General features: G+C 59.5%; 14 protein-coding genes and 1 pseudogene. 7 read left to right on the forward strand and 8 right to left on the reverse strand.

Going from position 1 to position 12887, the window contains the following annotated elements; genetic code table 11:
* Window positions 1-28: 28 nt before the first annotated feature.
* Entirely contained in the window at window positions 29-775 is a 747-nt protein-coding gene (locus tag SYN63AY4M2_RS11885; RefSeq protein ID WP_011430733.1) for a rhomboid family intramembrane serine protease, read from the reverse strand.
* A 160-nt stretch (window positions 776-935) separates the two neighbouring features.
* Between SYN63AY4M2_RS11885 and SYN63AY4M2_RS11890 the strand changes: the two genes are divergently transcribed.
* Window positions 936-1610 carry a LuxR C-terminal-related transcriptional regulator gene (locus tag SYN63AY4M2_RS11890; protein WP_011430732.1) on the forward strand — a complete coding sequence of 225 codons (675 nt, stop codon included), beginning with the start codon at window positions 936-938 and terminating at the stop codon, window positions 1608-1610.
* 5 nt (window positions 1611-1615) lie between these two features.
* On the opposite strand, the gene SYN63AY4M2_RS11895 is transcribed toward SYN63AY4M2_RS11890, so the two are convergent.
* From SYN63AY4M2_RS11895 to SYN63AY4M2_RS11925, 7 genes are all read right to left on the reverse strand, one after another.
* Complete coding sequence (locus SYN63AY4M2_RS11895; RefSeq protein ID WP_240530541.1) at window positions 1616-2791, reverse strand: GNAT family N-acetyltransferase; 1176 nt, start codon at window positions 2789-2791, stop codon at window positions 1616-1618.
* A 188-nt stretch (window positions 2792-2979) separates the two neighbouring features.
* Window positions 2980-4038, reverse strand: a complete 1059-nt coding sequence (locus SYN63AY4M2_RS11900) for a hypothetical protein (protein ID WP_011430730.1) — start codon at window positions 4036-4038, stop codon at window positions 2980-2982.
* A gap of 45 nt (window positions 4039-4083) precedes the next feature.
* Complete coding sequence (locus tag SYN63AY4M2_RS11905; RefSeq protein WP_011430729.1) at window positions 4084-4815, reverse strand: alpha/beta hydrolase-fold protein; 732 nt, start codon at window positions 4813-4815, stop codon at window positions 4084-4086.
* A 129-nt stretch (window positions 4816-4944) separates the two neighbouring features.
* Window positions 4945-5592 (reverse strand): LON peptidase substrate-binding domain-containing protein, encoded by a 648-nt coding sequence (locus SYN63AY4M2_RS11910; protein WP_011430728.1) that lies wholly within the window; start codon window positions 5590-5592, stop codon window positions 4945-4947.
* 66 nt (window positions 5593-5658) lie between these two features.
* Window positions 5659-6240, reverse strand: coding sequence for a crossover junction endodeoxyribonuclease RuvC (ruvC, locus tag SYN63AY4M2_RS11915; protein WP_099813061.1), 582 nt, complete (start codon window positions 6238-6240; stop codon window positions 5659-5661).
* Window positions 6194-6766, reverse strand: a complete 573-nt coding sequence (gene pgsA / locus SYN63AY4M2_RS11920) for a CDP-diacylglycerol--glycerol-3-phosphate 3-phosphatidyltransferase (RefSeq protein ID WP_099813062.1) — start codon at window positions 6764-6766, stop codon at window positions 6194-6196. Before pgsA ends, ruvC begins: the two co-directional genes overlap by 47 nt.
* Window positions 6767-6789: 23 nt before the next feature.
* Window positions 6790-7722: a nucleoside hydrolase gene (locus SYN63AY4M2_RS11925; protein ID WP_011430725.1), complete on the reverse strand. Its 933-nt coding sequence runs from the start codon at window positions 7720-7722 to the stop codon at window positions 6790-6792.
* Between the two features lie 158 nt (window positions 7723-7880).
* Here SYN63AY4M2_RS11925 and SYN63AY4M2_RS11930 point away from each other — a divergent pair, with 158 nt between their 5' ends.
* From SYN63AY4M2_RS11930 to SYN63AY4M2_RS13665, 6 genes and pseudogenes are all read left to right on the forward strand, one after another.
* Window positions 7881-8882, forward strand: a complete 1002-nt coding sequence (locus tag SYN63AY4M2_RS11930) for a circadian clock protein KaiA (protein ID WP_240527350.1) — start codon at window positions 7881-7883, stop codon at window positions 8880-8882.
* A 3-nt stretch (window positions 8883-8885) separates the two neighbouring features.
* On the forward strand, window positions 8886-9188 hold the full coding sequence (gene kaiB, locus SYN63AY4M2_RS11935; protein ID WP_011430723.1) for a circadian clock protein KaiB: 303 nt from the start codon (window positions 8886-8888) through the stop codon (window positions 9186-9188).
* Window positions 9189-9213: 25 nt separating this feature from the next.
* On the forward strand, window positions 9214-10818 hold the full coding sequence (gene kaiC / locus SYN63AY4M2_RS11940; RefSeq protein ID WP_011430722.1) for a circadian clock protein KaiC: 1605 nt from the start codon (window positions 9214-9216) through the stop codon (window positions 10816-10818).
* 83 nt (window positions 10819-10901) lie between these two features.
* Window positions 10902-11924 carry a thiamine-phosphate kinase gene (thiL, locus tag SYN63AY4M2_RS11945; protein ID WP_011430721.1) on the forward strand — a complete coding sequence of 341 codons (1023 nt, stop codon included), beginning with the start codon at window positions 10902-10904 and terminating at the stop codon, window positions 11922-11924.
* A 196-nt stretch (window positions 11925-12120) separates the two neighbouring features.
* Window positions 12121-12714, forward strand: a complete 594-nt coding sequence (locus SYN63AY4M2_RS11950; protein ID WP_011430720.1) for a hypothetical protein — start codon at window positions 12121-12123, stop codon at window positions 12712-12714.
* A gap of 104 nt (window positions 12715-12818) precedes the next feature.
* Window positions 12819-12887 (forward strand): annotated as a pseudogene (locus tag SYN63AY4M2_RS13665) (IS607 family transposase); the annotation flags it as partial.

Below are 12887 nucleotides of genomic sequence, written 5' to 3' on the forward strand. Positions count from 1 at the left end.
CTCTGACACAAAAAGGATTGAGGTTCAATCAGAACAGGTCCCTGTCGGGCTGTCGCCAAGCGGCTTGGCGGTCATAAGGGCTTTTGCCAGAAAATAACCCCATCAGCGGCCCCAAGATGGCCCCAAACACAAAGCCGCCCGCGTGGGCCCAGTAGGCGATCCCTCCCCCCTGCATGCCGATGTTGGTGGGCGTCTGCAGGCTGGCGATGCCGTAAAACGCCTGCTGTACAAACCAAAAACCCAAAAACACCCAGGCGGGAACGTAGACGGTTGTGATAAAAATGCCCAGGGGTACCAAAGTCAGGATCTCAGCTCGCGGGAAACGCAAGATATAAGCTCCCAACACCCCGGCAATGGCCCCACTTGCCCCCAGCGAAGGAATGGTGGATTCCATATCGAAAAACCACTGGGTTAGGGCGGCCAAGGCTCCACAAGTTAGGTAAAAAATGAGGTAGCGCACATGCCCCAAGCGATCCTCAACATTGTTGCCGAAAACCCACAAAAAGAGCATGTTGCCGCCAAGATGCAAAAAGCCCCCGTGCAAAAATTGCGAGGTAAATAGCGTTACCCATTCGGGGCGCAGCGAAGAGGTGGCCTCCCCCCGAAAGCTGGCGGTCAGTTCCGCTGGCACCACTGCCCACTCTCGGAAGAAAGCCGCCAGCTCTTGCGGTGATAGGGTAAGCTCATACACAAAAACCAGGATGTTGATAAGCACCAAAGCATAGGTAACGTAGGCAGTGCGGGTGGTTGGGTTGCGATCTTGCAGGGGTACCACAGTCGGGATCCGGTTAACATCACCCTCTAGCCTACCCTGCTGCGCCTTCTCAGGCCCAACTTGGGGCTACACTAGGGTAGTTTGTCGGTGGGATCCCTAAACTGCAAAGGGGTTTTGGCCGTCCCCCCGCAGCCGACGCTGGATTTGGAGGAGTGGATCGATGTTTGAGGTCGAGAGCCGAACTGCCCCGCTCAAGTTCTTGATTGTCGAGGATCATCCCGAGGTTGCCCAAAACAATTGCGAATGGCTGCAACGGCTTGCAGCCGATGCTCAGTGCATCACAGTCTCCAACCCGATGGACGCCATCCTGCGCCTGCAGCGGGAACAGCCGGACTTGGTAGTAGCCGACTTGCTCTACGGCCAAACCAGCGGCGAACAGTCTGCCGAGCCGGGCCTAGAGTTCTTGCGCCATATTTTCGAGAACTACCCCACCCTGAACGTGATGGTTTATTCCAGCGAGCCGCTGCTGCTAACTCCCCTGGTGGGCCTAATCAGCAAGCACCAGGGCGGATTTGCCGCCGTCAACAAAATGGAGCGGCGCAGTGTCTTCTTGGAAGGAGCCAAAAGTGCCCTCAATGGGGAATTGCGCATGCCGCGAGAGTTGCGCGGCTTAACAAAGCTGACGGAGCGGGAAATCGAGGTCTTGAACCTGCTCTGCAAAGAGGCCCTCACCGACCAGGCCATCGCCGACCGCATTCACACGAGCAAAAAAACCGTACAAAACTGTATTCAAAGGCTCAAAGAGAAACTGGATATCTTTGGCTCTGAAGATGAGATCAACGCTCGCGTTGCCATGTGTATGGCAGCCGTTCAGAAAAAGCTTATCCAGTGGTAGTTCATTTAACCTCGCGTAAGAGTAGACAGAGAGGGTAGAATATCTTCTCGAAAGGGAACCTCGTTTTGATTTACCCTCTCCAGCTCAGCCAACATGAGAGGGTTGACGCGATTCAGATAGGGGATTAGCACCTGCTTTAGCCTGGGGCGGTAGAAACGGTGGTAGCTATACACGGGAGTGGCTGGAAATCCCCGCCGAATCTTGTGGGATCCTCCAGCTCCGGGATCAAAGTTGCGGATCCCTTCGCGGATGGCTAGGGCAATCGGCTCGTAGTAGCACACATTAAAGTGCAAGAACTTCACCTCTTCTCGGCAGCCCCAGTAGCGCCCAAAGAGGCGATCCCCTTTGCGGACGCAAAAAGACATCCCCACAATTTCTGTATTTCGTTCCCCGGCCACCAGCACCAGCCGCTGCCGGTAGTTGGGATAGAGAGATTCGAAAAAGCGGCGGTTGAGATATTTGCTCCAGTTCCAAAATTGGGCGCAGGTGTTGCTGTAAAAGTCGTACATGAGAGAGAGAAGGCGCGGCGTGATCTCCTCTCCGGTGTAGATCTTGAGTTCTATGCCGCTTTTTTCCATGGCGGCCCGCTCTCGCTTGATGTTGCGCCGCTGGTTGGCGTTGAACTGGCTCAAAAAGTCTTCGTAAGAGCGATAGCCGGGATTGTGCCACTGGTAGTTGTGGGTAATTCGGGGAGTCAATCCATCGGCCTCCAGTTGGGCCCGCCAGTCTAAGTCCACATAGAGCAGGCTGAACAGCGAAATATCATTGTCCTGGCAGAAGCGATCGATAGCAGCCAGCATCGACGGCCACACCTCTGCTTCCGAGTAGTCGGGATGGACGAGAATGCGATAGCCGGTGGCCGGCGTAAAAGGGGCCATGCCGATCAGCTTGGGGTAGTAGCGTTCTCCCAGTTGGTTGGCAACCGCAGCCCACTCTTGGTCGAAGACAAATTCGCCCTGGCTATGGCTTTTCAAATACAAGGGGGCAGCGGCGATGAGTTGCCCATCCGACTCCACCAACAGGTGACAGGGCAACCACCCCGTGTTGCGGCTGGCACAGCCGGAGGCTTCTAGGCTGTGCAGCCACTCGTACTCCAAAAAAGGAGAGGTGCGCTCCGTCTGCAGCGCTTGCCAGGCAGATGCTGGGATCCCGCGAATATCGTGGCACCAGCGCAATTTCAAACCGGTTGACATTTGCCTGTCCGGATAGACCAACTTGCCCTGCCGCGGCTGGGAGGGGATCCCCCCTCTAAGCTCAACCTAGGATGGAATCCCTGCGCCTCAAGGGTCCCATAGACGAAAGCCAGGCAACTGCTCTTTGCCCAGCCCAAAGCTTTCCCAGCGCTAGACCGTGCTTTTGTTAAGTTATTTTATTCGGGATCCCTGGGCTCGTAGTAGCGGTTGGCCAGCTCGAGAGCCATCTGAAACTTCTGCTCACGGGTGAGGTCGGCTCGCCGGGCGATCTGGGCAAAGCGGTTGACGTCTGGGGGCAAGAAGTCGAAAGGACGCTGTTCCCGCACAATATCTACGACCAAATCGCAAAGGGCCTGCTGGTAATCGTTGTAAAAAATTTCTCCCAAAGCCTTGAGGCGGCCATCGGGCACCGGATTGTTAAAGTCAATGGCCTGTAGCTCCCCTTGTTCGTCGATAAACAGCTCCACCGAGTTCATTTCATAGCCCAACGCCCGATTGATGATCCGGCAGGTGTCGATAACTTTTTTGCCCATCTCCGGCGTGAGAAACTCTGGATCGAACAGATATTCGCTGGCATCGAACTTGCGAAAGATGTATTTAATTGGGATGATCTTTCGGCCAATACAGAGAGCGCGAATCTGCCAGGGATAAGGACTTTTAACCTTCTCCTGGAGCATCATCACCTGGGATCCGGAGCGGTCGTAAAAGTAGAGAAGCTGCTCCATGTTGTAGGCGATTTCGACTCCGATGGCCTCCCGTCCCTCTGCCGGCTTGATCACGATTGGCCAGCCGAGATCTTCTGCCATCCCCTGCCAATCGAAGAACTTGTGATACTTAAAATCTTCGGCTTTCAAAGCTGGGGCCTCCTTGGGGGGCAGAATGTAAGTCTTGGGGATGGAGATCCCCAGCTCTTTGACCACCATGTAGGCGGCATCTTTGTTGCGCAGGTAGTAGTAAAAGCTGAAGGGGTTGTTGATGATGTACACCCCCCTGAAGGCAAAGCCCATGAACAGGCCGATGGCCTGGGGGTAAAGGTAGCTGAAGCGGTCTAGGATGAGGCGGTACTTGGTGCGGTAATCCAGGTTCACCTCGTGAATGGTGACATGTTCCGCCCGGATCTTGTAGGCTTGGCCGTTGCGGGCTTGAATGGGGGGAAGGGCGTTGAGACGGGCCAGGGTGTCGTCCCCAAAAGGCTCGCTGAAGTGCAGGCTGCCAACCCAGTAGTCTTCGATCATCCAGGCTCTCTCATCAAAAGCTCTCTGACTCCTCTGCAAGGGATCCTAGGCGAAGGCGCGGATTTGCGCTTGCCAGGTGGGCCAGTCGTGATCCCCTTCCCATACCTCCAGGTGATGGGGGATGTCGTTGCGGCGGAGGACTTCTGCCAGGCGCAGATTGTCGTTGAGGCAGTGGTCGCGGTGGGCGGTGAGCAGTTTTAGCTCGGTGTTGCGCCCGCCCAGCTGATCCCAGAGTTGTCGGCTCATGTTGGACAGGTAGGCCAAGGGGTTGATGAAATACAGCTCCTGTTCCGCCTGTTGGGGATCCCAGCCGGTGACGGAGCCGAGGGCCGCCACATCGTAGGGCCCCCCCAGCGCCAGACAACGGCGCACCAGGCCAGGGTGCCGGCAGGTGAGGTTGACGGCGTGGGTGGCCCCCAGAGAGAAGCCTGCCACCACCAGAAAGTCATTTTGCGCTTCTGCTTTGGCGTAGGGGATCAGCTCTTCTACCCAGTGTTGCTCCAACAACAGCCAGCGATCCCGCCGCTGGGGCACGTCCAGCTCGCGGTTGAACAAGGTCTCCCAATCGAGGGTTTCCACGCAAAAGGCCTGCAAATAGCCCTGCTCCAAGTGATGGCCGAGGCTGGCGATAATGCCGCGATCTTCCAGATCGAAAAAACGCCCATTGCTGGTGGGCAGGCAGATGAGCGGGTAGCCGCGATGCCCAAAGTGGAGCATCTCCATTTCTCGGCCCAGAACCCGGGAGGCAAAGCGCAGATAACGGCGAGGGTAGGACATCGGATCCCTGGACAATCACTGAACCTCAGCCGGCTTTTGCAGCCGCCGTTGAGACGGGTGGCAACGCGAGCGCCAGAACGGCTGACAACTCCCCCGTGGCCTGCGTCTTTCAAGCGATCCCAAGAAATTTTAGGAGATTTCGGAGAACAAATCCTTGAGGGCAGTGCGGGCGGCCAAGTGCTTGCGGGTGGACTCGAGGATCTCGGCTTCCCGCCGCAGGCGATTTTCGGTGCTGACCATTTCCAGCAGCGCTTGCTGCTCCCGGGGAGCCCCGTGAAAGTGGCTGGCAACCCAGTAGGATAACTCTATCGGGGTAGTGGGCAGTCGCTCCGGCAGCTCCGTCTCCCGCTCCATTAGCTTGCCGGAGAGGCGCACCACATCCTGAAGTAGGGTGGAAACCTGCTGCACCAAGCCCTGCAAATCCGCAGTGGTCGGCTCATCCTCAATCCACTCTACCAGCCCCACCCGGAAGGGCTTTTCCCGCACGTAGTTCAACACCCGGAAGCGCTGCTGCCCCAAGGTCAAAATGTCCATGCGGTCATCCGGCAACCGCTGTACCTGCAACACCTCGGCACAACAGCCCACCCGCACCGGGGATCCCGTCTGGGGATCGAACATCAGCACCCCGAAACGGCGATCCGTCTCCAGGATGGTGTTGATCATCATGCGATAGCGGTACTCGAAAATGTGCAGCGGCAGGGGGCGGCCCGGAAACAACACCACCTCTGGCAGGGGAAACAGGGGTAGCTCACGTACGTCCACAGAAGAGGAAGGCATAAGGCTTTGCTTTTTGCGCTACTGAGTCTAGTTTAGCGATCTCGACGGAGCCACACCGACCGATTCCTAAGCAAAGCGGTGGTGCCAAAGGGTGATGGCGATGGCCAGGGCATCGGCAGCATCGTCGGGGCGGGGCAGGCTGGGCAGATTGAGCTCGCGGGCCACGGCGGCTTGCACGGCCTGTTTGTCAGCGCGCCCGTAGCCCGTCAGGCTTTGCTTCACCTGGGCAGGGGTGAACTCCACCGGCACCAGATGATACTGGGCCAGGACGAGTAGGATCACCCCCCGCGCCTGGGCGATGGGGATGGTGTTGCCCATTTTGTAGAAGAAGAGCTTTTCCAACCCCACCTGATGGGGCTGAAACTGGCGCAGCAGCTCCTTTAGATCCTCGTAGAGGGTTTGCAGCCGTTCCGGGATTGATTGCTCCCCAGGGGTGCTGATGACTCCGTAGTCCAGGGGGCGAAGTCCGCCGGCACCTGCCAGGATGCAGCCAAAACCCACCGTCCCCAACCCCGGGTCGAGGCCGAGGATACGCTGCTCAGGGGTGGGGTCTGAGGACTCCGTCCCGCTGACGCGAGAGGACTCCGTCCCGCTGACGCGATCAGGCAGGGGGTCTCTCCTTGCCGGCAGAGGCGTCCGGCGTGGCATGGTCGGTGTACAAATAGGTCAACCCCGAGATCAGAGTGAGGGCCACCGCCACCCAAAAACAGGGGATCCCGATAGGCCAGTTCAGGATCAGCAGGGCGATGGCCAGGATTTGGGCGACCGTCTTGGCTTTGCCCCAGAGATTGGCGCCGCGGATTTGGCTTTGGTTGGCCCGCCAGCCGGCGATGGCCAGCTCTCGCCCCACCAACAAAAACACTCCCCAAGCGGGGATCCGCCCCAGCTCCAGCAGGCTCAGCAGCGGGGCCAGCACCAGCAGCTTGTCCACCAGGGGATCCAGAACCTTGCCCACATCGGTCACCAGCCCATAGCGGCGGGCCAAGTGGCCGTCCAGCCAATCAGTTGCCGCCGCCAGCAAAAACGCCCAGAAAGCCAGCCCTTGCCCCAGCGGGGATCCCAGGCCCAGCCCCAGCAGAATCAAAGGGATCCCTCCAAGGCGCAGCAAGGTGATGGCGGTGGGCAGGTTGAGCCACGCCGGCTTGGGAACTAGGACTGGGCTGGTAGGGTTCACCTCGACCTCCTTGACGACCTCGACTACCGATAGCGGCCTAAGCGCTCGGTGAGCAGGCGGTAAAACTCCTCGGCATCCACCCCAAAAGCTACCTGCACATTGGCGGGGCGGCCACTCAGCCCCCAGCGATCCACCACCGTCCGGCCCAGATTGAGGGGGCTAGCCGTCTCCACCTCCACGTAGCAGGGCTTGAGCTCGAACAACTGCGGCTGCAGCAGGTAGGCGACTACACAGGGATCGTGCAGCGGCCCCCCCGGCAGGCCGTAGCGCCGGATGTCGAACTTGCCGTAGAAGGCGAGCATGTCGGCCACCGTCTGGCCTACCCGCGTGCCGAGGGCGCGGATCCGCTCGATCCGCTCCGGCGTACTGAGGACTTGCTGGGTAACGTTCAGGCCCAGCATCACCACCTCGGGGATCCCGGCGCTGAGCACGATCTGAGCAGCATGGGGATCGGTGAAGATGTTGAACTCGGCGGCCGGGGTGGTGTTTCCCTCAAAGGCAGATCCCCCCATGAACACCAGACGTCGGATGCGCTCCACGATGCGGGGCTGCTGCACCAGGGCTACTGCCAAGTTGGTCATCGGGCCCAGCAGCGCCAGGGTAACCGGCTCCTGCGCCGCCATCAAGGTCTCGATCAGGTACTGCACGGCGTGCAGGGATCCCAGCGGCATCTGGGGCTCCGGCAAGTTGGCCCCGTCGATCCCGCTTTTGCCGTGCACCTCTTCGGCAGTCTGCAGCGGGCGCAACAGCGGGCGGGGACAGCCGGCATAGACTGCCATCTGCGGGCAGCCGGCCAGCTCGCAGATCTGCCGGGCGTTGCGGCTGGTTTTTTCCACAGAGACATTGCCGGCCACCGTGGTAATGCCCAGCACCTCTAGCTCCGGCGAAGCCATCGCCAGGAGCAGGGCCACCGCGTCGTCTTGGCCGGGGTCGCAATCGATGATCAGGGGCACCATAGGGCTCCCAGAGGCCTTTCACCCCTAGTGTAGGCGGCAATGGCACGCTCTCTTTGAGTCTCCCTTGGCTGACTCTGAAGGCCAAGGCAGATTCCGGTCAGGTTTAAGAAGATTTAAGATTTAAGATCGAAGGCGGTTCTTATCGTTTTCTATCCTTATTGAAGCCCGACACCCACCCACTGCACATCAGCCTTTTGCTCGACTGGGAGCCGCCTGCTGGAGAGCCGCTGGCGGCAGAGGCTTTGTTGTCGCCAGAACGCTTTGTGGCTGAGGTCTTCCAGGATCCGGAAGCCTTTCTGGAGGCTCTGCGAGGGGAGGAAAACCATCCGGACTGCCTGGTGCTGCTGGTGGAAGCGACGCGGCTGGACAAGCTGGAGGCGTTGGGCTGTCAGCTTTGCAAGCAGGGACTGTTGCTGCCGACAGTGGTGGCCATTGTGTCGGAAGAGCTCAAACCGGAAGGCGGCGCCAGCCGCTCCGGCGAAGCGTCCTCCCCCCCTGTTCCTCCGGGGGCGAGAGCTCTGCTCAAGCGGGAGCGGTTTTTCTACCACAACGCCACTCTGGTTCGCCTCGTCTCGCCGTCAGAGCTGTTGCCGCCAAAGGGATCCCAGGCCACTCCTTCTGCTTCTCCCTTGGAGCTGCTGATCAACCGAGCCATTGCCCTGTTTCTCCAGATTTCCCCCACCTGCAGCCTGCCTGCAGCAAACCCTCACCCCAAGGATCAGCCCTACCTGCTCTACACGCACCAGCAGCAGCGGCGGCTGGCGGAAAAGCTGCGGGAACGCCTTGGCTACGCCGGCGTGTACTACCATCGGGATCCGGAGCTGTTCTACCGCCACCTGCCCCCCGACGAGCAGCAGGCCCTCATGCGGCGGCTGCGTAACCTTTACCAGGCTATTGTCCTGGAGTATTTTCAATCTCCTGAGACCGTCAATGCCCGCATCGACGAGCTGGTGGCCCTTGCCTTTTTTGCCGACATCGGCGCCGCCCAACTGTTGGAGCTGCACATGAACCTAATGGAGGATTTTGCCAAACAACTAAAACTGGAGGGTCGCAGCGAAGAGATCCTGCTGGATTACCGCCTCACTCTCATCGACGTGATGGCCCACCTGAGCGAAATGTACCGCCGCTCCATTCCCAAATCTGCCCCAAGGGATCCCTAGGTTATGTCCACTCGCAAAGCCTATGTCCTCAAGCTCTACGTGGCGGGCAATACCCCCAATTCTCTGCGCGCCCTCAGCACCTTGCAAGACATTCTGGAAAAAGAGTTCCGCGGCGTGTACAGCCTGAAAGTCATCGACGTCTTGAAAAATCCGCAACTGGCAGAGGAAGATAAGATCCTGGCAACACCGACCCTGGCCAAAATCCTGCCGCCGCCGGTGCGGAAGATTATCGGCGATCTGTCCAACCGAGAGAAGGTGCTCATCGGCCTAGATCTGCTCTACGAAGAATTGGACGAAGAGGCTTAGGACAGGTTTTAGGGGAGAGAGGGGCATGAACCAACCATTGGAACCTTCTGAGTCAGAAAAGCTGCAAGGTAACGCCGCGGAGGGGATCCCATCGACCTACTTCCTGGGCGGGCCCGAGCCGCGGGGGATCCCGAAAAAACAGACGGGTATCGAGGGTTTTGAAGACATCAGCCACGGCGGGCTGCCCCTGGGCCGCACCACCTTGGTCAGCGGTACCTCCGGCACCGGCAAAACTCTGTTTGCCCTGCAGTTTCTCTACAACGGCATTGTCAAGTACCAGGAGCCAGGGATCTTTGTTACTTTTGAGGAGACCCCTGCCGACATCATTCGCAACGCCGCCAGCTTCGGCTGGGATCTGCAGGCCCTCATCGACAAGGGGCAGCTCTTTATTCTGGATGCTTCGCCGGATCCGGAGGGCTACGAGGTAAGCGGCAATTTCGATTTGTCGGCCCTCATCGAGCGCATCCAATATGCCATTCGCAAATACAAAGCCAAGCGGGTGGCCATCGACTCGGTAACGGCCATCTTTCAGCAGTATGAGCCGGCGGGCGTGGTGCGGCGGGAGCTGTTTCGCCTGACAGCCCGCCTCAAGCAGGCCAACGTCACCACGGTCATGACCACCGAGCGCACTGAGGAGTACGGCCCCATCGCCCGCTATGGGGTGGAGGAGTTCGTCTCCGACAACGTGGTGATCCTGCGCAACATCCTGGAGGGGGAGAAGCGGCGGCGTACCATCGAGATCCTGAAGCTGCGGGGCACCACCCACATGAAGGGGGAATATCCCTTCACCATCACCAACGAGGGGATCAACATCTTCCCGCTGGGAGCGATGCAACTGACGCAGCGCTCTTCCAACGTGCGCGTCTCTTCCGGCATCGAGAAGCTGGACGAGATGTGCGGCGGTGGCTTTTTCAAAGACTCGATTATCTTGGCTACCGGCGCCACCGGCACAGGCAAGACCTCGCTGGTGAGCAAGTTCCTCGAGCGAGGCTGCCTAAATGGGGAGCGCTGCATCCTGTTTGCCTACGAAGAGTCGCGGGCCCAGCTTGCCCGCAATGCCTCTTCCTGGGGCATCGACTTTGAGGAGTTTGAGCGGCAAGGCCTCCTTAAGATCATCTGCGCCTACCCCGAGTCCGCCGGCCTGGAAGACCACCTGCAGAAGATCAAAACCGAGATGATGGCCTTCAAGCCCTCCCGCATGGCCATCGACTCGCTGTCGGCGCTGGCGCGGGGTGTGAGCCAAAATGCTTTTCGACAGTTTGTTATCGGCGTAACCGGCCTGGCCAAGCAGGAGGAGATCACCGGCTTTTTCACCAACACCACCGATCAATTCATGGGATCCCATTCCATTACCGAGTCGCACATCTCCACCATCACCGACACAATCATTCTGCTGCAGTATGTGGAGATTCGCGGCGAGATGGCACGGGCGCTCAACGTCTTTAAAATGCGGGGATCCTGGCATGACAAGGGCATCCGCGAGTACCTCATCTCGGATTCGGGGATTCAAATTCGCGATTCCTTCCGCGGCTACGAGCGGATTATCAGCGGATCCCCGACCCGCATCAATGTGGATGAGAAGAACGAGCTCTCTCGAATTGTGCAAAATGTCCAATCTTTGGACGAGTAGGGGCTTGGGCTTGACCGGCGCCAACTGCCCCTAACATTTTGCAACCATAGGTTTTTGGCTGCGTGCATCCGCCAGGGGCTCCTTTGTTCAGCGATCTTCCCGACTTTTTCCCTCAACCCAAGAGCAGCTCTTCTCCCACGCCCATCTCGGCCATCGGCGAGGCGGGGCTGTTGCAGATCGTGCAGCGCTACTGTCCTGCCCAGGTGGTGGGAGACGACGGGGCGGTGTTGCCCGCTCCTGAGGGGCAGTTGGTGGTGAGCACCGATGTCTTGGTGGAGGGGGTTCACTTTAGCGACGTGACAACCCCGGCCCACGCGGTGGGCTGGCGGGCGGTGGCGGCCAATCTCTCGGATCTGGCAGCGATGGGATCCCGTCCGCGGGCGTTGGTGGTGGGCTTGGGCCTGCCGGGATCCACGCCGGTGGCTTGGGTAGAGGAGCTCTACGAAGGGATGCGGGCCTGCTGTGCCCGTTGGGGAGCAGAATTGGTGGGGGGGGATCTGTGTCGGTCGCCGCAGCGGTTTGTGGCGATCACGGCCCTGGGATCGGTGCAGCCGGGGCGGGCGATTGAGCGCAGACGGGCTCAGCCGGGCGATTGGCTGGTGGTCACAGGGCCCCACGGCGACGCGCGGGCCGGCCTGGAGCTGCTGCTCCATCCCGAACAGGGATCCTCAGCCACGGCAGCACAGCGGCAGCAGTTGATCAGAGCCCACCAATACCCGCGCCCGCGCTTGGATGTTCTGTCCCTTTTGGAAGCGCTCCCCGGTCCTCTGCGCCTGGCCGGCATGGACACCAGCGATGGCTTGGCGGACGCCCTGGTGCAGGTGTGCCAGAGCAGTGGGGTAGCGGCGCGGATCGCGGCGGAGCGGATCCCGATTTCGGTGGCTTTGCGCCAGGCGTTCCCGGCCCAAGCTTTGGAGTGGGCGCTTTATGGGGGCGAAGACTTTGAGCTGCTTCTCAGTGCCGAGGTGTCGGTGGCCAAGCATCTGTTGGAAAAGTTGCCAGGAGCCGCCTGGATTGGGGAAGTAACCGGCTGGGATCCGCAGGGGACGGTGCGGTTGCAGGACGGGCAAATCCTCAGCCGCCAGCAGGCCTTCCAGCACTTTTGAGCCTGTCTGAAAAACTCACTGGCCACCTAGGCCGCTCAAAACTGCCCAAAGTTGAAAACCAAGCTACTCGAGTCGGAAAGGAAACCGGAACTGGGATTGGGTAACCTGGAAGTGTAGAGAAAACCGCAAAAGGACAAACCTCGGCCCGAAAAGGCCGCGGGCACGTGCAGAACTTCGGAGAATTGGAGACTTCTGGATGAAAGCTATCTTAGCAGCAGCCGCGATCGGTTTGGCAGGGATCCCTCTGCTGGCCCCCTTGCCAGGAGAGGCCCAGCCGCTTTTCCAATTGGGTGCCTACCGCCTTGAGCAGGGGACGATTATTCCCGTCGGCAGCCTCAGCAGCGAAGGGCCGCAATACTTTTACCCCGACACCATCTACCCGCTGGAGGTGGCCGTCACGCAAAACATTTTCGACAACCAGGGGCGTTTGGTGATCCCGGCGGGCAGCCGCGTTTTTGGGCAAATGGAACCGGCACCGGGCGGATCCCGCTTTGTTGCCACCTCCATCGTCCTCGGCGGTCGCACCTATAGCCTGCAGGCCTCTTCCGGCATCCTCCACGACGAGAAGGATCCCCGCCAGTATTCGGCTGAGGCCATCGCCCAGGATGCAGCCATCGGGGCAGTCGCAGGCACCCTTTTGGGAGCCATCAGCGGCGGCGTCTCGGCGGGCAATGTTCTAGGCGGGGCAGTGGCTGGCGTGGTGGTGGGCAATGTAACCGCTCCCCAGGTGGTGGTGCTGCGCCCCGGCCAGTCGTTTAATCTGACTTTGGAAGCGCCGCTCACCCTGTAATCCCCGGCTTCTGTTCCAAGGCAGGGGTGGAGCATGACTCTAGTCAATGATATGCTGGACTATACTGAAAATAATGCCCAGTATGTTCAGTATGGCTGCTTGGTATGGCTAGGTATGTAAAACCGAGAGAAGCGGCGGATTATTTTGGGGTGTGTCTCCACACCTTGAGGCGA

The organism is Synechococcus sp. 63AY4M2, assembly GCF_002760475.1.
In the GTDB taxonomy this organism is placed as follows: Bacteria; Cyanobacteriota; Cyanobacteriia; order Thermostichales; family Thermostichaceae; genus Thermostichus.

Coding starts and splice junctions, on each gene's coding strand:
- SYN63AY4M2_RS11925 (WP_011430725.1), bottom strand. CDS start 7,722: ATGGTGCCCCTGATCATCGATTGCGACCCCGGCCAAGACGACGCGGTG.
- SYN63AY4M2_RS11905 (WP_011430729.1), bottom strand. CDS start 4,815: ATGTCCTACCCTCGCCGTTATCTGCGCTTTGCCTCCCGGGTTCTGGGC.
- SYN63AY4M2_RS11900 (WP_011430730.1), bottom strand. CDS start 4,038: ATGATCGAAGACTACTGGGTTGGCAGCCTGCACTTCAGCGAGCCTTTT.
- ruvC (WP_099813061.1), bottom strand. CDS start 6,240: ATGCCACGCCGGACGCCTCTGCCGGCAAGGAGAGACCCCCTGCCTGAT.
- SYN63AY4M2_RS11950 (WP_011430720.1), top strand. CDS start 12,121: ATGAAAGCTATCTTAGCAGCAGCCGCGATCGGTTTGGCAGGGATCCCT.
- SYN63AY4M2_RS11910 (WP_011430728.1), bottom strand. CDS start 5,592: ATGCCTTCCTCTTCTGTGGACGTACGTGAGCTACCCCTGTTTCCCCTG.
- SYN63AY4M2_RS11890 (WP_011430732.1), top strand. CDS start 936: ATGTTTGAGGTCGAGAGCCGAACTGCCCCGCTCAAGTTCTTGATTGTC.
- kaiC (WP_011430722.1), top strand. CDS start 9,214: ATGAACCAACCATTGGAACCTTCTGAGTCAGAAAAGCTGCAAGGTAAC.
- kaiB (WP_011430723.1), top strand. CDS start 8,886: ATGTCCACTCGCAAAGCCTATGTCCTCAAGCTCTACGTGGCGGGCAAT.